Below are 18919 nucleotides of genomic sequence, written 5' to 3'. Positions count from 1 at the left end.
CACCGCCCCGACCGACGGCTCGCAGCCCGGCGACCAGCCGGACAACCGGGCCCAGAACAACCCGTTGATGCGTGAGCCGACCACCGAGTCGGTCGGCGGCCTGCTGGGCCAGGCGGCAGGCCGCGGCCCGGTCGACTCCAGCAGCGACCCGACAGCAGCGCTGCAGCCGGGAGGCAACTGATGGCACAGGCAGGGCAGAAGCGCCCCGTCCTGACGGCGGTGATCGGAATCGTGCTGATCGCGGCGCTGACACTGGCTGCGTTCAACTACGAGGCGATCTTCTCCGGGGCCACCCGCTACACCGCGGAGTTCCCCGAGGCGGCGGGCCTGCAGGCCAACGACCGTGTCACCGTGGCCGGCGTCGAGGCGGGCCGGGTGCAGAAGGTCTCCCTCGACGGCGACCACGTGAACGTCGAGTTCACCGTCGACGACGCCTGGGTCGGCAACCGGACCACGGCGTCGATCGAGATCGCGACGCTGCTCGGCTCCAAGTTCCTCGCCCTCGACCCGCGCGGCGACGGCGAGCAGAACCCCGACGAGCCGATCGGCCGGGACCGGACGAAGTCCCCGTTCGACGTCGTGGACGCCTTCAACGGCCTCTCCGGCACGATCGACCAGCTCGACACCACGCAGCTCGCGTCGAGCCTGACCACGCTCTCGGACACCTTCCGCGACACCCCGCCGGAGATCCGTGGGGCCCTGGACGGACTGTCCCGGCTGTCGAACACCATCTCCAGCCGCGACGGCGAGCTGAAGAAGCTGCTCGCCAACACCCGGCAGCTGTCGACCACGCTGGCCGACCGCCGCGGCGACGTCGTGAAGCTGGTCAACGACGGCAACCTGCTGCTCGGTGAGCTGCAGCGCCGCAAGGACGCGATCGCGAACCTGCTCGACGGCGTGCAGCGCCTGTCGATCCAGCTGCGCGGTCTCGTCGCCGACAACCAGGCGCAGCTGCGTCCGGCGCTGGAGACCCTCGACCGCGTGCAGGCGGTGCTCGAGGAGAACCGCGACAACCTCGGCGAGATCCTCGACAAGGAAGCGGTGTTCATCCGCGTGTTCGGCAACGCCCTCGGCAACGGCCGTTGGTTCGACAACTACCTGTGCGGCCTGCTGCCGCCGGTCGTGCCGCTCGGGGGTGACTGCTGATGGGGTCCTGGGCCAACGACCGGCGCCAGATCCAGCTCGGTGCCCTGATCGCCGTCGTCGCCGTCCTGGTGGCGAGCGCGATCTGGCTGATCACCTCCGGCGGGGGCCGCCAGATCACCGCCTACTTCACCAGTTCCGCCGCACTGTTCGAGGACAACGACGTGCGCGTGCTCGGCGTCCCGGTCGGCAAGGTCGACCGGATCACGCCCGAGGGCGACCGGGTGCGGGTCGACATGACCATCACCGACGACGAGGTGCGCCTGCCCGCCGACGTCAAGGCCGCCGTCGTCTCGCCGAGCCTGGTCACCGGCCGCTACGTGCAGCTGACCCCGGTGTGGACCGGCGGCCCCGAGTGGAACGGCGAGCCGATCCCGCTGGAGCGCACCGCGTTCCCGCTCGGCGTCGACGACCTCACCCGGACCGCCACCGAGCTCTCCCGGGCCCTCGGCCCGCAGGGGGCGAACAAGACCGGTGCGCTCAACGACGTCCTGGACGTCACCGCGAAGAACCTCGACGGCAACGGCCGGGCGCTCAACGACACCATCCGCAACCTCGGCGGACTCTCGGCGACCCTGAACGGCTCCAGCGGTGACCTGTTCGGCACCGTCACCGAGCTGCAGAAGTTCGTCGGGACGCTGCGAGAGAACGACCCCGGCATCCGCGAGCTCAACGGGAAGCTGGCCGACGTGACCGGCTTCCTCGCGAGCCAGCGCGGCGAGCTCGGCGGCGCGCTGAACCAGCTGTCCTACGCGCTCGGCGAGGTCGCGCACTTCGTGCAGGACAACCGGGCGACCCTGCGGTCGAACGTCGACAAGCTCGCGAGCGTGTCGCAGGAGGTCGTCGACCACCAGCGGGCGCTGTCCGAGATCGCCGACGTCGCCCCGGCGGCACTGAGCAACCTCACCAACATCTACAACGGTGCCTCGGAGACCCTGGACACCCGGGCCAACATCAACGAGCTGGCCTACCCGCTGCCGGTCGCGATCTGCGAGATCCTCCGCCGCGGCGCTGGCCAGCTCCCGGGTGGCCTCGACCAGCCCACGGCCGCCCTGTGCGACGGCCTCGCGCCGATCCTCGACGGCGCCGTGCCGCTGCCGACCCCGCAGCAGGTGCTCGAGCAGCTGCAGGCCGGCGGCTCCGGGGTCAACCCGGCCGTGCCGCAGCTGATGCGGGGCTCGCCGCTGTCGTTGACCGACCCGGGCTCCCAGCTGCGCGCCCCGGCCGACCCGCAGGCTCCCGCCCCCGCCGGGCAGCCCGCACCGGGTGCCACCAGCACCCCGGCCACCCCGGCGCCGTCGACCACGACGGCCCCGCAGGCCACTCCCACCCCGGTCCCCGAGACCGAGGAGCGCGGGGGCGGCGGACTGTTCGGCCTGTTCGGAGGTGGATCGTGATCGGCTCCAGCGGCCGCGTCGGCCGGGTGTCGGCGCTGCTGACGGCCGTGGCGCTGTTCGCGGGCGGCTGCGGCGCGGTGGACGGCGGCCTCCGGGGCATCCCGCTGCCCGGTGGCGCGAACCTGGGCGACGACCCGTACTCGGTGCAGATCGAGTTCGCCGACGTCGTCGACCTCGTCCCGCAGTCGATCGTGCGCGTCGGTGACGTGCCGGTCGGGGCGGTCGAGAAGGTCGCCGTCGAGCCGGGGTCGTGGAACGCGCTGGTCACCGTGTCGGTGAACCGCGACGTCAAGCTCCCGGCCAACGCGACCGCGCGGGTCCGCACGACCTCGCTGCTCGGCGAGAAGTTCGTCGAGCTCTCCCCGCCGACCGTCCCCGCCGAGGGCGACCTCGCCCAGAGCGGGAAGATCGGGCTGCAGGCCAGCGGGCGCGCGGCCGAGGTCGAGGAGGTCCTCGGGGCGCTGTCGCTGCTGCTCAACGGCGGCGGCGTGGCCCAGATCCGGACCATCTCCACCGAGCTCAACAACGCGCTGTCCGGGCGCGAGCCGCAGATCCGCGGTCTGCTGGACAACCTGAACCGGCTCGTCGGCTCGCTCGACAGCTCCAAGGACGACATCAACCGGGCGCTCGACGGGCTCAACCGCCTGTCCGCCACGCTCGCCGAGCGTCGCCCGCAGATCGAGAACGCCCTGCAGAACATCAGCCCCGGCCTGCGCGAGCTCGAGGCCCAGCGCACCCAGCTGGTCGGCATGCTGCAGGCGCTCGACCGGCTGTCCGGCGTCGCGACGAACGTGGTCAACCGGTCCCGCGACGACCTGCTCGCCGACCTGGAGGCGCTGCGCCCGGTGCTGCGCAACCTGGCCGACTCCGGCCAGAACCTGCCGGACTCGCTGCAGCTGCTGCTGTCGATCCCGTTCACCGACGCGGCCACCGACGCCGTCGCCGGCGACTACGCCAACCTGTACGCCAAGCTCGACCTGGACCTCGGGTCGATCCTGCGCAACATCCTCAACTCCAACCAGCTCGGGCTCCCACTCGACCCGACGCAGCTGGCCCAGCTGCCGCCCACCGCGCAGCTGCTGACACCGCTGCTCGGGGCGACGCCGCGGCAGCCGGACCCGGCGGTCCCGGGTGCGCCCGCGCTGCCGCTGCTGGGGCCCGAGCAGCCCACCACCGAGCCGGCGCCGCCCGCATCGGGTTCCGCGCCGGCCACCCCGGCGCCCTCGGCGACCCCGACCCCGACACCGAGCCCGACGCCGGAGCGGGGCTCCGGCGGCGGCGGCCTGCTCGGCGGACTCTTCGGAGGCGGATCGTGATCACCAAGACCGTCCGCTGGCAGCTGATCGCGCTGGTGCTCGTCACCGTCGTGGCGGTCGGCTACGCGGGCTTCCGCTACGCGGGTCTCGACCGCATCTTCGGTGCGACGACCTACCCGGTGACGGTGCAGCTCGCCGACTCCGGCGGGATCTTCACCGGTGCCGACGTCACCTACCGCGGCGTGAGCGTCGGCCGGGTCGGTCAGCTGTCGCTGACCGCCCGCGGCGTCGACGTCCAGCTGGACATCGACAACTCCGCGCCGTCCATCCCGGCCGACGCCCGGGCCGTCGTCGGGAACCTCTCGCCGATCGGTGAGCAGTACGTCGACCTCCAGCCGGTCGCCGACGGCGGTGAGGCGCTCGCCGCCGGCTCGGTGATCCCGCAGGACCGCACCCGGACCCCGATCCAGATCAACACCTTCCTGACCGAGCTGGACCAGCTCGTCTCGACGGTGCCGAAGGACTCGTTGCAGACCGTCGTCCGCGAGCTCGGCCAGGGCTTCGAGGGCACCGCGCAGCCGCTGCAGCAGCTGCTCGACACCACCGGGGAGTTCAGCAGGGCCGCCACGGACGCGCTGCCGCAGACGACCGCGCTGATCCGCGACTCCCGCCCGGTGCTCACCACGCAGAACGAGGTGGCGCCGCAGTTCCAGGAGTTCAGCCGGGGCCTGCGCGAGGTCACCGAGCAGCTCAAGCAGTCCGACCCGGACCTGCGTCGGATCATCGACGACGGCCCGCGCCTCGGCGACCAGGTCAGCGGCCTCCTCCGGGAGAGCGGCCCCGGGCTCGGCGAGTCGATCGCGAACCTGCGGACGGTGACCGAGCTGCTGGCCCCGCGTCAGGCGGGCCTGCGTCAGCTGCTCGTCACCTACCCCGGCCTGGTGTCGGTCGCGCCGAAGGTCGTGCCCGGCGACGGGACCGCGCACCTCGGCCTGGTCGTCAACATCGCCGACCCGCCGGTCTGCACCCGGGGCTACGAGGGCACGCCCAACCGCGGTGGCCTCGACGTCTCCGAGCGACCGGTGAACGAGGACGCCCGCTGCGCCGAGCCCCCCGGCAGCCCCACCAACGTGCGCGGAATGCAGAATGTGCCCAGGCCCCAGCCGCTCGAGGTGCCGGACTACTCCGGCAACTCGGGGTTCGGCGGCCACGGTGACGGTCAGCACGGCGGCGGCGACCCCGCCGACGGGCTGGCCCCGCGGCCGAATGCCGGGTCGCTCGGCGACGACCGTGCCGAGCGGGTCGCGACGCCGGGCCTGGTGACGAGCTTCGCCCAGATCCTGGGCGGTTGAGCACGACGGTCGTGCCCCGTCCGGGGCGCGACCGGCACGACGGCCGGGCCACACCCGGGCCCGGCCGGCACGACGACCGCGGGGGACCGCCGTCCGCCGGACGACGCGGACCCCCACGGCCGGCCCACGGCCGCCCGGTGCGGTCGCCGAGCGGCTGTGCCCCCGCAGCCGGGAGGAGGAACGCTCCCCGATGAACACCGACGTTGCCGGCTCCGACGCCGACACGAAGGCCGACACGAAGGCCGACCCGAAGGCCGACACGACGGCGGACACCCCCGACGGTGCCGCGCCCGTGGAGCCTGCCACCGGCCGGGACGGCGGCCAGACCCCGCCTGGGCCGCTCGCCAGGGCGCTGCCCGTGGCCGCCGTCGTCGCGGCGGTGCTCGCGGTCGTGCTGGGCTGCCTGTGGCTGTTCGCGCTGAACAGCGACGCCACCCAGGTCGCGCAGGCCCGCGACGCTGCACTCCGTGACGCCCGCCAGGCGGTGATCAACCTGAACACCCTGGACCACAAGGACGCCCAGAAGGGACTGGACCTGTGGATCCAGTCCTCGGCCGGGTCGGTCCGCGACGAGTTCGTGTCCAACCGCGACGCCTACGCCAAGCTGGTCACCGACCAGAAGCGCACCACCACCGCGACCGTCACCGACGCCGCGGTGACCGAGGTCGACCCGCGCGCCGGGACCGCCCGGGTGCTCGCCGGCGTCGACGTGAACGTCACGCCCGAGGGCGGTCAGCCCACCGTGACCCGCCAGCGCATCGAGCTCGGCATGGTCCGTACCGACGACGGCTGGAAGGTCGACGCCCTGGAGCCGCTTGTCACCCCGGGCACGGGCTGACCCTCCGGCCCGACCCCCGGCCCCCGGCGGTGCCCCGCGCCGCCCCGCACCCAGGTCGACCACCCCAGGAGGTCACCGCATGTCCACCCCCCGCCGCCGCCCCGCGGGCGGCATCCGCAGGCCCCAGGTCGCGGGCCGCCCGCGCACCCGCACCGACGAGCCCGACGAGGAGGAGACCGGCACCGGCGGTGTCGCCCTCGACGAGCGCTCCGGTGCCGCGGTCCCGTCCGCCGCACCGGTCCGCTCCGGCGACGCCGGGCGCACCGACGCATCCGACACCCCCGGCACGACCGACGCCTCCGACCCGGCCGACGCCGGCGACGCGGACGATGCCGGTGCGGCCGACGCCGACGGCGCCCCGCGCCGCCGGTCGTTGCTGTCCGCCCCGACGACCCGGCGCGCGACCGGGCTGTTGCTCGCCGTCACGGTGCTGCTCGTCGCGGCCGCCGCGTTCTTCGGCGCCGAGTGGTACCGCACGACCTTCACCGGCTCGGCGGCCAACACCGCGCTGAGCGACGTCGGCACCACCACGCAGGTCAGCGAGCAGGTCGGCGAGGCGATCACGAAGGTCTACTCGTTCGACTACGCCCGCCTCCAGCAGGCCGAGGACGATGCCCGCGCCGTCATCACCCCGGGCTTCCAGCCGGAGTTCGACAAGATCTTCGGCAGCGTGAAGGACCTCGCCCCGCAGCAGAAGGCCGTGGTCACCGCGACGATCCCGAAGCTCGCCGTGGCCAGCATCGACGGGGACCGCGCGACCGTCTACGCCTTCGTCAACCAGGTCATCCGGCGCCAGGCCGACGGCGGTGCCCCGCAGGAGGGGGCCGCCGCGGCCCGGCTGCGGGTCGACGCCCAGTTCGTCGACGGCCGCTGGAAGATCTCCGCGATGACGCCGGCCTGACCCGGCCCCCGCGCCCGCGACGGTGCCCCGTACCCCCGGTCGACGGGGGTGCGGGGCACCGGCGTATGGTGGTCCACGATCCACCGAAGACCGCAGGTCCGCGCCCGGGTTCCGGGTGCACGAAGGTTCCGGGAACAGCCGGACGGCCCGCGCAGGAGGACGAGGCGACACCGGGCGCGCGAGCGCCCCACGAACTTCCGACGCCCCGTGCTGCTGCGCACGGGGCGTTCGTCGTCTCCGGGGTCGGAGTGGGAACTGCGTCGGTGGCACCCCCAAGCACGTCCCACGTGCACGAGACCGACCCCCGAGAGGAGGGCAGCGATGGCAGCACCTGAGAAGGTCGCAGCGGTCGAGGAGATCACCAACCGCTTCCGCGAGTCGGACGCCTCGGTCGTGACCGAGTACCGCGGGCTCAGCGTCGCCAAGCTGACCCAGCTGCGCCGGGACCTGGGTTCGGACGCGAACTTCCGCGTCGCGAAGAACACCCTGGTCAAGCGCGCGGCGGCGGAGGCCGGGGTCCAGGGCCTGGACGACCTGCTCGCCGGCCCGACGGCCATCACCTTCATCAAGGGTGAGCCCGTCGAGGCCGCGAAGGCGATCAAGCAGTTCGCGAAGGACAACCCCGGTCTGACGATCAAGGGCGGGTACATGGACGGGCGCGCCCTGTCCACCGCCGAGGTCGAGCAGCTGGCGGACCTCGAGACCCGTGAGGTCCTGCTGGCCAAGCTGGCCGGCGCGATGAAGGCCAACCTGTCGAAGGCCGCCGGGCTGTTCAACGCCCCGGCCTCGCAGGTCGCCCGCCTCGCGCAGGCGCTGGCCGACAAGAAGGCCGAGTCCGGCGAGTCCGCCGCTCCGGCCGAGGCCGACGGCGACTCCGCCGAGAGCTGACCACCACCCCCATCTGTCTTTCGTAGAAAGGACCGCCACCATGGCGAAGCTGTCCACCGACGAGCTGCTCGACGCCTTCAAGGAGCTCACCCTGCTGGAGCTCTCGGACTTCGTGAAGAAGTTCGAGGACACCTTCGAGGTCACCGCGGCCGCCCCGGTCGCCGTCGCCGCCGCGGGTGCCCCCGCCGCCGGTGCCGCCCCCGCCGAGGAGGAGAAGGACGAGTTCGACGTCGTCCTCGAGGCCGCCGGTGACAAGAAGATCCAGGTCATCAAGGTCGTCCGCGAGGTCGTCTCGGGCCTGGGCCTGAAGGAGGCGAAGGACCTCGTCGAGTCCGCGCCGAAGCCGCTGCTCGAGGGTGTCGCCAAGGAGGCCGCCGAGGCCGCCAAGACGAAGCTCGAGGAGGCCGGCGCCAAGGTCTCGCTCAAGTGACCTGAGCACCGCTCGCACGACGGGGCGCCGACCCACCGGGTCGGCGCCCCGTCGTCGTTCCGGCGGTCAGGTCCGTTCGCGGGCCCGCAGCTCGCGACGCAGCACCTTGCCCGTGACGGTCTTGGGCACCTCGTCGAGCAGCTCCACCTGCCGCGGGTACTTGTAGGCCGCCATCCGCTCCCTGGTGAAGGAGATCAGCTCCTCCGGGGTGACCGAGGCACCCGCCCGCAGGGACACGAAGGCCTTCACCGTCTCGCCCCGGTACTCGTCGGCGACGCCGACCACCGCGGCCTCCCGCACCGCGGGGTGCTCGTAGAGGACGTCCTCCACCTCGCGCGGCCACACCTTGTAGCCGCCCGCGTTGATCTGGTCCTTCTTCCGGTCGACGATGTAGAACCAGCCGTCGGCGTCCATGTAGCCGACGTCCCCGGTACGGAGCTCTCCACCCGGGATCGCCCCCGCCGTCTCCTCGGGCTTGTTCCAGTAGCCCGCGACGACCTGCGGCCCGGACGTGCAGATCTCCCCGATCTCGCCGGGCGGGAGCTCCGCGCCGTCGTCGTCGAGGATGCGGACGACGGTGCCGTAGATCGGGACACCGACCGACAGCGCCCCGGACGCGGAGTCCACCGGCCCCTGGGTGCCGATCGGTGTGGCGTGCGACGGCGAGGTGGTCTCGGTCAGCCCGTAGATGTTGTGGATCCACAGCCCGAACGCCTCGTGGAACGCGGTGACCGTCGACGGCGGGATCGGCGCCCCGCCCGAGCAGATCGTGCGCAGCGACGCGAGCGCCTCCCGGTCGGCGTTCGGGGCGTTCATCAGTGCGATGAACACCGTGATCGCCCCGACGGTGAAGGTCGGGCGCTGCTCGCGGATCACGTCGATGCCGAGCGAGGGCTCGAACCGGTGGAACAGCACGAGCGGTGCCGCGAGGTACTGGGCCACCGTGACGTGCGCGATCAGCCCGGTGATGTGGAACAGCGGGGCGATGCCGAGGACGACCTCGTCGTCGCCGAGGCCGCACCAGGTGGCGTAGGCCTGGCTGGTGAAGACGACGTTGCCGTGGGTGTTCATCGCGCCCTTGGGAGGCCCGGTGGTCCCCGAGGTGTAGGTGAGGAACGCGGTGTCCCCGGCGCCGAACGACACCGGCGGGGGAGCGGTGCCCCGGTGCGCGTCCAGGAACGTGCCGAGGTCGGTGACGTCGTCGCCGGACAGGTCCGGCCGCGCCGTCTCGGGGAGGGCACGCGGGTCGTCGCGGGTCTGGAACTCGCGCTCGGAGGTGGTGAGCACGGTGCGCACGCCGGACAGCCCGGCCAGCACGGTCCGCGCGACGCCGTCGTGGAGCGACTCCAGGCAGACCAGCACCGACGACCCGGAGTCGCGCAGCAGCAGCTCCAGCTCGCGCTCGCGGTTCATCGGGTTGATCGACACCGCGATCCCGCCCGCCTTCCAGGTGCCGACCAGGCCCAGGACGAACTGCGGCACGTTCTGCAGGTACATCGCCACCCGCTCGCCCGCGGTGAACCCGCCGGCGAGCAGCCCGGCGGCGAAGGCGTCGCTGAGCTCGTCGAGCTCGCGGTAGGTGAGCGCGCCGTCGAAGTAGCGCAGCGCGTCGCCGTCGGGGTTGCGCGCCACCGCGGCCCCGAACATCGACAGCGCGTCGGTGTGGTCCGGGGTGATGTCGTGCGGCATGCCCTCGGCGTAGCGGGCCAGCCAGGGGCGGTCGGCGTAGGACATCAGCGGATCACGATCGGGTTGACCGGTGCCCCCGTGCCGTTGACGACCTTCAGCGGGGCGGCGGCGTAGAGGAAGCTCCACCGGCCGTCGGCGGCGCAGGCGTCGGCGAGGTCGTCGAGCCAGGCGATCTCGGTGAGGGCGACGCCGAGGTTGCGCATCAGCGCGCAGTGCAGCGGGAGCGCGACGCCGGTGTGTGGCTCGCTGGTCACCTCGTTGGCGATGGTGTCGGTGACGAGGTTCGGGATCTCCTTGCGCTGGAACCACTCCACGAGCTCGCGCGAGTAGGTGAGCCCCGGCTCGGTGAAGTCGGTGTAGAAGGTCGCCGGGTCGTTCAGCTCGTACCAGTACTTCATCCATCCGGTGCGGATGACGAGCACGTCGTGCGGCTCGATCGTGACGCCCTGCGCCCGTGCCGCGGCCTCGAGGTCGGTGTGGTCGAAGGTCTCGCCCTTGTCCAGCCACTCCTTGCCGCGGTGCCGGGCCATGTCGATGAGCACCCCCCGCCCGACGACGCCCTTCTCCGCGATGGGCAGCACCGACGCCTGGTCCATCGCCTCGACGGTGGAGCGCGCGTCGTAGCCGTTCCAGAGCTTGCCGTCGTACCAGACGTGGCCGAGCGCGTCGTACTGCGTGGAGCCCTGCAGGAAGATGAGCGCGGTGTCGTCGGCGTAGTGCAGCCCGCCGGGGAACTGCGGCGCGTCGGCCGAGTCCCAGGTGGCCTCGTCCATGACGTTCTGCCGCTTGATGCCCTCGCGGCCCGGCCACAGCGGGTCGCCCGGCGACTCGGTGCGTCCCATGTGGATCTGCAGGGTGAACACCTCGCCCGAGCGGACGTGCCGCACGCCGCGGAGGACCTCGCCCGCGTCCAGGTAGTTCAGGCAGCCGAGCTCGTCGTCGGGACCCCACTTGCCCCAGTTGCTGGGGGCGTCGTCGCCGAGGACCTCGCGCATGGGAGGAGTGCTGTCGGACATCGTCGTCCTTTCGTCGCCGTCGGCCGTCACCGACCTGTGACCGATCGTTGGCGTCCCGACGACACCGTGTCAACCGTCACGCGGATCGACCTGAACGGTCGTCGGTGGACCGGTCGTCCCGGCAGAATGACCGCTCGTCGACGAAGTGGGACTTGACTCGGTGCGGCGTGCAGGTCACCCTTGGGCAACGGTGGTTGCCTGCATGCTGGAATCGGCGACCTGTCTCGACAGCTGCGCTCGCAGCGTCTATAGTCATTCTTTGCACTGTCTGCGTCCAGGCTCACGCGCTCATGACCGGGGAAGACTTCCGGACCGATCCGTCGGCCGCCGGAGAGGGTTCGGCGGACATGGGTACGGGGGTTCGGTCGTCCGTCAGTGCCCGACAACAGACGGCGTGCGACGTGGCCGGCTACCGGCTCGCGATCCGGGGGGACCCCGATCGGATCGAGGGAGACGGTAGCGCCCGCCACCGGCGCACGCCAGACGAGAAGCGCAGTTCTCGGAAGGACGCATCTTGGCTGTCTCCCGCGCCGCCGCGACCACCTCGACCCTCTCCGCTTCGGCGAACCCGAACTGCCCCGGCGCACCCACCCGGGTCACCTTCGCGAAGATCGCCCAGCCGTTGGAGGTCCCCGACCTTCTCGACCTGCAGATCCAGTCCTACGAGTGGCTGGTCGGCAGCGAGGCCTGGTTCCAGCGCCGGATCGAGGCCGGTGACGAGCTTCCGGTGAGCGGTCTGGAGGAGATCCTCACCGAGATCTCGCCGATCGAGGACTTCTCCGGGTCGATGTCGCTGTCCTTCTCCGACCCTCGCTTCGACGAGGTCAAGGCCTCCGTCGAGGAGTGCCGGGACAAGGACATGACCTACGGTGCCCCGCTGTTCGTGACGGCGGAGTTCACCAACAACACCACCGGTGAGATCAAGTCCCAGACGGTCTTCATGGGCGAGTTCCCCGTGATGACCGACAAGGGCACGTTCATCATCAACGGCACCGAGCGCGTCGTCGTGTCGCAGCTCGTCCGTTCGCCGGGTGTCTACTTCGACCACGCGATCGACAAGACGACCGAGAAGGACGTCTACTCGGTCAAGATCATCCCGAGCCGGGGCGCGTGGCTGGAGTTCGACGTCGACAAGCGCGACACCGTCGGTGTCCGCATCGACCGCAAGCGCCGCCAGCCGGTCACCGTGCTGCTGAAGGCCCTGGGCTGGACCGCCGAGCAGATCGGTGAGCGTTTCGGGTTCTCCGAGACGATCATGACGACGCTCGAGAAGGACAACACCGCGGGCCAGGACGAGGCGCTGCTCGACATCTACCGCAAGCTGCGCCCCGGCGAGCCGCCGACGCGCGAGTCGGCCCAGGCGCTCCTGGAGAACCTGTTCTTCAAGGACAAGCGCTACGACATGGCCAAGGTCGGTCGCTACAAGGCCAACAAGAAGCTCGGTCTCGACATCGACAACTCGGTCGGCACGCTGACCGAGGAGGATGTCGCCACCACCATCGAGTACCTCGTCCGGCTGCACGCCGGCGAGACCACGATGACCGTGGGTTCCGGTGACTCCGCGCGGGAGATCCCGGTCGAGACCGACGACATCGACCACTTCGGCAACCGGCGCCTGCGCACCGTCGGCGAGCTGATCCAGAACCAGGTCCGGGTCGGTCTGTCCCGCACCGAGCGGGTCGTCCGCGAGCGGATGACCACCCAGGACGTCGAGGCCATCACGCCGCAGACCCTGATCAACACCCGGCCGATCACGGCCGCGATCCGGGAGTTCTTCGGCACCTCGCAGCTGTCGCAGTTCATGGACCAGCACAACCCGCTGGCCGGACTGACCCACAAGCGTCGTCTGTCGGCGCTCGGCCCGGGCGGTCTGTCCCGTGAGCGCGCCGGCATGGAGGTCCGCGACGTCCACCCGTCGCACTACGGCCGCATGTGCCCGATCGAGACCCCCGAGGGTCCGAACATCGGTCTGATCGGCTCGCTGGCCTCTTTCGCGCGGGTCAACCCGTTCGGCTTCATCGAGACGCCGTACCGCAAGGTCGTCGACGGTGTCGTCACCTCGCAGATCGACTACCTGACCGCCGACGAGGAGGACCGCTTCGTCGTAGCCCAGGCGAACGCCCAGCTCAACGAGGACGGTTCCTTCGCCGACGAGCGCGTGCTGGTCCGCCGCAAGGGCGGCGAGGTCGACCTGATCTCGCCCTCGGGCGTGGAGTACATCGACGTCTCGCCGCGCCAGATGGTGTCGGTCGCGACGGCGATGATCCCGTTCCTCGAGCACGACGACGCGAACCGCGCGCTGATGGGCGCGAACATGCAGCGCCAGTCCGTGCCGCTGCTGCGCTCGGAGTCGCCGCTGGTCGGTACCGGCATGGAGCTGCGTGCCGCCGTCGACGCCGGTGACGTCGTCACCGCCGAGTCCGCCGGTGTCGTCGAGGAGCTGTGCGCCGACTACATCACCGTCATGGACGACGAGGGCCAGCGTCAGACCTACCGTCTGAACAAGTTCCGCCGCTCGAACCAGGGCACCTGCAACAACCAGAAGCCCATCGTCGACGAGGGGCAGCGGGTCGAGGTGGGCCAGGTGCTCGCCGACGGTCCCTGCACCGAGAACGGTGAGATGGCGCTGGGCAAGAACCTGCTCGTGGCGATCATGCCGTGGGAGGGCCACAACTACGAGGACGCGATCATCCTGTCGCAGCGCCTCGTGCAGGACGACGTGCTCACCTCGATCCACATCGAGGAGCACGAGATCGACGCGCGCGACACGAAGCTGGGCGCCGAGGAGATCACCCGGGACATCCCGAACGTCTCCGAGGACGTGCTGGCCGACCTCGACGAGCGCGGCATCATCCGGATCGGCGCCGAGGTCCAGCCCGGCGACATCCTGGTCGGCAAGGTCACGCCCAAGGGCGAGACCGAGCTGACCCCGGAGGAGCGCCTGCTCCGCGCGATCTTCGGTGAGAAGGCGCGCGAGGTCCGCGACACCTCGCTGAAGGTCCCGCACGGCGAGAACGGCAAGGTCATCGGCATCCGGGTCTTCTCCCGCGACGACGACGACGAGCTGGCCCCGGGCGTCAACGAGCTGGTCCGCGTCTACGTGGCCCAGAAGCGCAAGATCTCCGACGGCGACAAGCTCGCCGGCCGGCACGGCAACAAGGGCGTCATCGGCAAGATCCTCCCGCAGGAGGACATGCCGTTCCTCCCGGACGGCACGCCGGTCGACATCATCCTGAACACCCACGGTGTGCCGCGTCGTATGAACATCGGCCAGATCCTGGAGACCCACCTCGGGTGGATCGCCAAGTCCGGCTGGGAGATCGAGGGCAAGCCCGAGTGGGCGGCGCAGATGCCCGAGGAGCTCTACTCGGTGCCCGCCGACACGAACACCGCGACGCCGGTGTTCGACGGTGCGCGCGAGCACGAGATCACGGGTCTGCTCGGCTCGACCCGCCCCAACCGGGACGGCGAGCGGATGGTCGGTCCGGACGGCAAGGCGCAGCTGCTCGACGGCCGCTCCGGTGAGCCGTACCCGTTCCCGGTCGCGGTCGGCTACATGTACATCCTGAAGCTGGCCCACCTGGTGGACGACAAGATCCACGCCCGGTCGACCGGCCCCTACTCGATGATCACCCAGCAGCCGCTGGGCGGTAAGGCGCAGTTCGGTGGCCAGCGCTTCGGCGAGATGGAGTGCTGGGCGATGCAGGCGTACGGCGCGGCCTACACCCTGCAGGAGCTGCTGACGATCAAGTCCGACGACGTCGTGGGCCGCGTGAAGGTCTACGAGGCGATCGTCAAGGGCGAGAACATCCCGGAGCCGGGGATCCCCGAGTCGTTCAAGGTGCTCCTCAAGGAGCTGCAGTCGCTCTGCCTGAACGTCGAGGTGCTCTCCAGCGACGGTGCGGCGATCGAGATGCGGGACGCCGACGACGAAGACCTCGAGCGTGCCGCGGCGAATCTGGGCATCAACCTGTCCAGCCGCCCGGGCTCGGAGTCGATGACCGTCGACGACGTCGTCAACTGACCCCCGTCCGACCAGCCGCCCTTTAAACGAAGAAACAGAGGACATACGTGCTCGACGTCAACTTCTTCGACGAACTGCGCATCGGCCTGGCCACCGCCGAGGGCATCCGCCAGTGGTCGCACGGTGAGGTCAAGAAGCCCGAGACCATCAACTACCGCACCCTGAAGCCGGAGAAGGACGGGCTCTTCTGCGAGAAGATCTTCGGTCCGACCCGGGACTGGGAGTGCTACTGCGGCAAGTACAAGCGCGTCCGGTTCAAGGGCATCATCTGCGAGCGCTGCGGCGTGGAGGTCACGCGCGCCAAGGTGCGTCGTGAGCGGATGGGCCACATCGAGCTGGCCGCCCCGGTCACGCACATCTGGTACTTCAAGGGCGTCCCGAGCCGGCTGGGCTACCTGCTCGACCTGGCTCCCAAGGACCTCGAGAAGATCATCTACTTCGCGGCGTACGTGATCACCTCGGTGAACACCGAGCTGCGGCACAACGACATGTCCACGCTCGAGAACGAGATGAGCGTGGAGCGCCGCCGGGTCGAGCAGACCCGCGACGCCGACCTCGAGGCCCGCGCCCAGAAGCTCGAGCAGGACCTCGCCGAGCTCGAGGCCGAGGGTGCCAAGGGCGACGTCCGCCGCAAGGTCAAGGACGGCGGCGAGCGCGAGATGCGCCAGCTGCGCGACCGCGCTCAGCGCGAGCTGGACCGGCTCGACGAGATCTGGACGACGTTCACCAAGCTCGACGTCCAGCAGCTCATCGCGGACGAGTCCATCTACCGCGAGCTCTACGACCGCTACGGCGACTACTTCACCGGTGCCATGGGTGCCGAGGCGATCCAGAAGCTGCTGGAGAACTTCGACATCCCGGCCGAGGCCGAGAAGCTGCGCGAGATCATCCGGTCCGGCAAGGGCCAGAAGAAGCTGCGTGCGCTCAAGCGCCTCAAGGTCGTCGCGGCGTTCCAGACCACCGGCAACTCGCCGATGGGCATGGTGCTCGACTGCGTCCCGGTCATCCCGCCGGACCTGCGCCCGATGGTGCAGCTCGACGGTGGCCGCTTCGCGACCTCGGACCTGAACGACCTGTACCGCCGGGTCATCAACCGGAACAACCGCCTCAAGCGACTGATCGACCTCGGCGCGCCCGAGATCATCGTCAACAACGAGAAGCGGATGCTCCAGGAGTCCGTCGACGCGCTGTTCGACAACGGCCGTCGCGGCCGGCCGGTGACCGGGCCGGGCAACCGCCCGCTCAAGTCGCTGTCCGACCTGCTCAAGGGCAAGCAGGGCCGGTTCCGCCAGAACCTGCTCGGCAAGCGCGTCGACTACTCGGGCCGTTCGGTCATCGTCGTCGGCCCGCAGCTGAAGCTGCACCAGTGCGGTCTGCCCAAGCAGATGGCGCTGGAGCTGTTCAAGCCGTTCGTGATGAAGCGCCTGGTGGACCTCAACCACGCGCAGAACATCAAGTCGGCCAAGCGGATGGTCGAGCGCGGCCGCTCGCAGGTGTGGGACGTGCTCGAGGAGGTCATCTCCGAGCACCCCGTGCTACTGAACCGTGCGCCCACGCTGCACCGTCTCGGCATCCAGGCCTTCGAGCCGCAGCTGGTGGAGGGCAAGGCCATCCAGCTGCACCCGCTGGTCTGCGAGGCGTTCAACGCGGACTTCGACGGTGACCAGATGGCGGTGCACCTGCCGCTGTCGGCCGAGGCGCAGTCCGAGGCCCGGGTCCTGATGCTCTCGTCGAACAACATCCTGTCCCCGGCGTCGGGTCGCCCGCTGGCGATGCCGCGTCTGGACATGGTCACGGGTCTGTACCACCTGACCCGTCTCCGCGAGGACGCCCACGGCGCCGGGAACCACTACGGCTCCGCGGCCGAGGCGATCATGGCCTACGACCGCAAGGTCCTCCACCTGCAGGCGCCGATCAAGATCCGGCTCCCGAACGTCACGCCGACCCCGGGTGCCGCGGCCGAGACCGTGACCGAGGACGGCGTCTGGACCGCGGAGACCACGCTCGGGCGGGTGCTGTTCAACGAGCTCCTGCCGGCGGACTACCCGTTCGTCAACGAGCCGCTGCCGAAGAAGCGTCAGGCCACGATCGTCAACGAGCTGGCCGAGCGCTACTCGATGACCGAGGTCGCGCAGGTCCTGGACCGGCTGAAGGACGCGGGCTTCTACTGGGCCACGCGCTCCGGCGTCACGATCTCGATCGCGGACGTGCTGGTCCCGCCGGCCAAGGCGGGCATCCTCGAGGAGTACGAGGCGAAGGCCGACCAGATCAACAAGCGCTACCAGCGTGGTGCCCTGTCGCACCAGGAGCGCAACGACGAGATGGTCAAGATCTGGAGCCGGGCGACCGAGGAGGTCGCCAAGGCGATGGAGCAGAACTTCCCCGAGGACAACCCGATCCCGACGATCGTGCAGTCCGGGGCCGCGGGCAACATGACCCAGATCCGCCAGCTGGCGGGTATGAAGGGTCTGGTCGCGAACCCCAAGGGCGAGTTCATCCCGCGTCCGATCAAGGCCTCGTACCGCGAGGGTCTGTCGGTGCTGGAGTACTTCATTTCCACGCACGGCACCCGTAAGGGTCTGGCGGACACCGCGCTGCGGACCGCGGACTCCGGGTACCTGACCCGTCGTCTGGTCGACGTGTCGCAGGACGTCATCGTCCGCGAGGTCGACTGCGGCACCGAGCGCGCCATCCCGATGGCGGTCACCGAGGAGACGAGCGACGGTCGGTTCATCCCGCACCGTTACCTGCGCACCTCGGTGTACGCCCGGACCTCCGGCGAGGAGATCACCGGACCGGACGGCACGGTGCTCGTCCGCAAGGGCGACGACCTCGGCGACACCGTGCTCGACGCGCTCGTGGCGGCCGGTGTCAAGACGGTCCGGGTCCGGTCCGCACTGACCTGCGCCTCGGCCACCGGTATCTGCGCGATGTGCTACGGCCGCTCGATGGCCACCGGCAAGCTGGTGGACGTCGGCGAGGCCGTCGGCATCGTCGCCGCGCAGTCCATCGGTGAGCCCGGCACCCAGCTGACGATGCGTACGTTCAAGCAGGGTGGCGTCGCGGGCGACGACATCACGACCGGTCTGCCGCGTGTCACCGAGCTGTTCGAGGCCCGGGTCCCGCGCGGCAAGGCGCCGATCGCCGACGTCGACGGCCGCATCCGCATCGAGGACGGCGACCGGTTCTGGAAGATCACGCTGATCCCGGACGACGGCGGCGAGGAGATCGTTTACGAGAAGCTGTCCAAGCGGCAGTGGCTCGGGATGACCACCGTCGACGGCACCGAGCGTCCGCTCGCGGACGGCGACCACGTGACGGTCGGCCAGCTGCTCCTCGAGGGCATGGCGGACCCGCACGAGGTGCTGCGTGTCATGGGCCCGCGTGAGGTGCAGCTGCACCTCGTGCGTGAGGTGCAGAAGGTGTACCGCACGCAGAGCGTGGACATCCACGACAAGCACATCGAGGTCATCGTCCGGCAGATGCTGCGCCGGGTCACGATCATCGACTCGGGTGCGACCGAGTTCCTGCCCGGCGCACTGGCCGAGCGGGGCGAGTTCGAGTCCGAGAACCGCCGGGTCGTCGCCGAGGGGCTGGAGCCGGCGTCGGGCCGTCCGGTCCTGATGGGGATCACCAAGGCCTCGCTGGCGACGGAGTCGTGGCTGTCTGCGGCGTCGTTCCAGGAGACCACCCGCATCCTCACCGATGCCGCGATCAACGGAAAGCGCGACAAGCTCGTCGGGCTCAAGGAGAACGTGATCATCGGTAAGCTGATCCCGGCCGGTACCGGCATCAACCGGTACCGCAACATCCAGGTCCAGCCGACCGAGGAGGCCCGCGCGGCCGCCTACGCGCTGCCGAGCTACGACGACGGCTACTACAGCCCGGACGTCTTCGGCACGGGCACCGGTGCCGCGGTGCCGCTGGACGACTACGACTTCGGTCGCGACTACCGCTAGCGCGCAGCGCGCATCAGCGCTGAGGT

12 protein-coding genes are annotated in these 18919 nt (G+C 70.6%); 10 read left to right on the top strand and 2 right to left on the bottom strand.

The window, feature by feature from the left end; all coding sequences use genetic code 11:
• The first annotated feature begins 180 nt into the window (after positions 1-180).
• The 8 genes from Ae505Ps2_RS03225 (at position 181) to rplL (ending at position 8205) form a co-directional block, all read left to right on the top strand.
• Positions 181-1146, top strand: a complete 966-nt coding sequence (locus tag Ae505Ps2_RS03225) for an MCE family protein (RefSeq protein ID WP_075310132.1) — start codon at positions 181-183, stop codon at positions 1144-1146.
• Complete coding sequence (locus Ae505Ps2_RS03220; protein WP_020622225.1) at positions 1146-2540, top strand: MCE family protein; 1395 nt, start codon at positions 1146-1148, stop codon at positions 2538-2540. Before Ae505Ps2_RS03225 ends, Ae505Ps2_RS03220 begins: the two co-directional genes overlap by 1 nt.
• On the top strand, positions 2537-3856 hold the full coding sequence (locus tag Ae505Ps2_RS03215; protein ID WP_075333896.1) for an MCE family protein: 1320 nt from the start codon (positions 2537-2539) through the stop codon (positions 3854-3856). Before Ae505Ps2_RS03220 ends, Ae505Ps2_RS03215 begins: the two co-directional genes overlap by 4 nt.
• Complete coding sequence (locus Ae505Ps2_RS03210) at positions 3853-5148, top strand: MlaD family protein (RefSeq protein ID WP_075553399.1); 1296 nt, start codon at positions 3853-3855, stop codon at positions 5146-5148. The genes Ae505Ps2_RS03215 and Ae505Ps2_RS03210 overlap by 4 nt, the downstream gene beginning before the upstream one ends.
• 190 nt (positions 5149-5338) lie before the next feature.
• Positions 5339-5986: a hypothetical protein gene (locus Ae505Ps2_RS03205; RefSeq protein ID WP_083695288.1), complete on the top strand. Its 648-nt coding sequence runs from the start codon at positions 5339-5341 to the stop codon at positions 5984-5986.
• A gap of 79 nt (positions 5987-6065) precedes the next feature.
• Positions 6066-6887: a nuclear transport factor 2 family protein gene (locus tag Ae505Ps2_RS03200; protein ID WP_075333895.1), complete on the top strand. Its 822-nt coding sequence runs from the start codon at positions 6066-6068 to the stop codon at positions 6885-6887.
• A 321-nt stretch (positions 6888-7208) separates the two neighbouring features.
• The gene (rplJ, locus tag Ae505Ps2_RS03195) at positions 7209-7775 is read left to right on the top strand and encodes a 50S ribosomal protein L10 (protein WP_020622230.1); all 567 of its coding nucleotides are present in this window, start codon (positions 7209-7211) and stop codon (positions 7773-7775) included.
• 40 nt (positions 7776-7815) lie between these two features.
• A complete protein-coding gene (gene rplL, locus Ae505Ps2_RS03190) occupies positions 7816-8205 on the top strand; it encodes a 50S ribosomal protein L7/L12 (RefSeq protein WP_020622231.1) in 390 nt (129 codons plus the stop codon).
• 66 nt (positions 8206-8271) lie between these two features.
• On the opposite strand, the gene Ae505Ps2_RS03185 is transcribed toward rplL, so the two are convergent.
• Positions 8272-9939, bottom strand: coding sequence for an AMP-binding protein (locus Ae505Ps2_RS03185; RefSeq protein ID WP_075333893.1), 1668 nt, complete (start codon positions 9937-9939; stop codon positions 8272-8274).
• Positions 9939-10910 (bottom strand): cyclase family protein, encoded by a 972-nt coding sequence (locus Ae505Ps2_RS03180; protein WP_075310142.1) that lies wholly within the window; start codon positions 10908-10910, stop codon positions 9939-9941. Before Ae505Ps2_RS03180 ends, Ae505Ps2_RS03185 begins: the two co-directional genes overlap by 1 nt.
• 514 nt (positions 10911-11424) lie before the next feature.
• Between Ae505Ps2_RS03180 and Ae505Ps2_RS03175 the strand changes: the two genes are divergently transcribed.
• Positions 11425-14934 carry a DNA-directed RNA polymerase subunit beta gene (locus tag Ae505Ps2_RS03175; RefSeq protein WP_075553398.1) on the top strand — a complete coding sequence of 1170 codons (3510 nt, stop codon included), beginning with the start codon at positions 11425-11427 and terminating at the stop codon, positions 14932-14934.
• A gap of 47 nt (positions 14935-14981) precedes the next feature.
• On the top strand, positions 14982-18893 hold the full coding sequence (locus Ae505Ps2_RS03170) for a DNA-directed RNA polymerase subunit beta' (RefSeq protein WP_075333892.1): 3912 nt from the start codon (positions 14982-14984) through the stop codon (positions 18891-18893).
• Positions 18894-18919: the final 26 nt, after the last annotated feature.

Origin of the sequence: Pseudonocardia sp. Ae505_Ps2 (genome assembly GCF_001932425.1) — a bacterium.
Taxonomy (GTDB): domain Bacteria; phylum Actinomycetota; class Actinomycetes; order Mycobacteriales; family Pseudonocardiaceae; genus Pseudonocardia.
The sequence above is the reverse complement of the archived record's forward strand: the minus strand, read 5'-3'. Positions and strand labels throughout refer to the sequence as shown.

What these genes read in the sequence shown, in the direction of transcription:
- Ae505Ps2_RS03205 (WP_083695288.1), top strand. Translation starts at nt 5,339, where the DNA reads ATGAACACCGACGTTGCCGGCTCCGACGCCGACACGAAGGCCGACACG.
- Ae505Ps2_RS03225 (WP_075310132.1), top strand. Translation starts at nt 181, where the DNA reads ATGGCACAGGCAGGGCAGAAGCGCCCCGTCCTGACGGCGGTGATCGGA.
- rplJ (WP_020622230.1), top strand. Translation starts at nt 7,209, where the DNA reads ATGGCAGCACCTGAGAAGGTCGCAGCGGTCGAGGAGATCACCAACCGC.
- rplL (WP_020622231.1), top strand. Translation starts at nt 7,816, where the DNA reads ATGGCGAAGCTGTCCACCGACGAGCTGCTCGACGCCTTCAAGGAGCTC.
- Ae505Ps2_RS03220 (WP_020622225.1), top strand. Translation starts at nt 1,146, where the DNA reads ATGGGGTCCTGGGCCAACGACCGGCGCCAGATCCAGCTCGGTGCCCTG.
- Ae505Ps2_RS03200 (WP_075333895.1), top strand. Translation starts at nt 6,066, where the DNA reads ATGTCCACCCCCCGCCGCCGCCCCGCGGGCGGCATCCGCAGGCCCCAG.
- Ae505Ps2_RS03185 (WP_075333893.1), bottom strand. Translation starts at nt 9,939, where the DNA reads ATGTCCTACGCCGACCGCCCCTGGCTGGCCCGCTACGCCGAGGGCATG.
- Ae505Ps2_RS03180 (WP_075310142.1), bottom strand. Translation starts at nt 10,910, where the DNA reads ATGTCCGACAGCACTCCTCCCATGCGCGAGGTCCTCGGCGACGACGCC.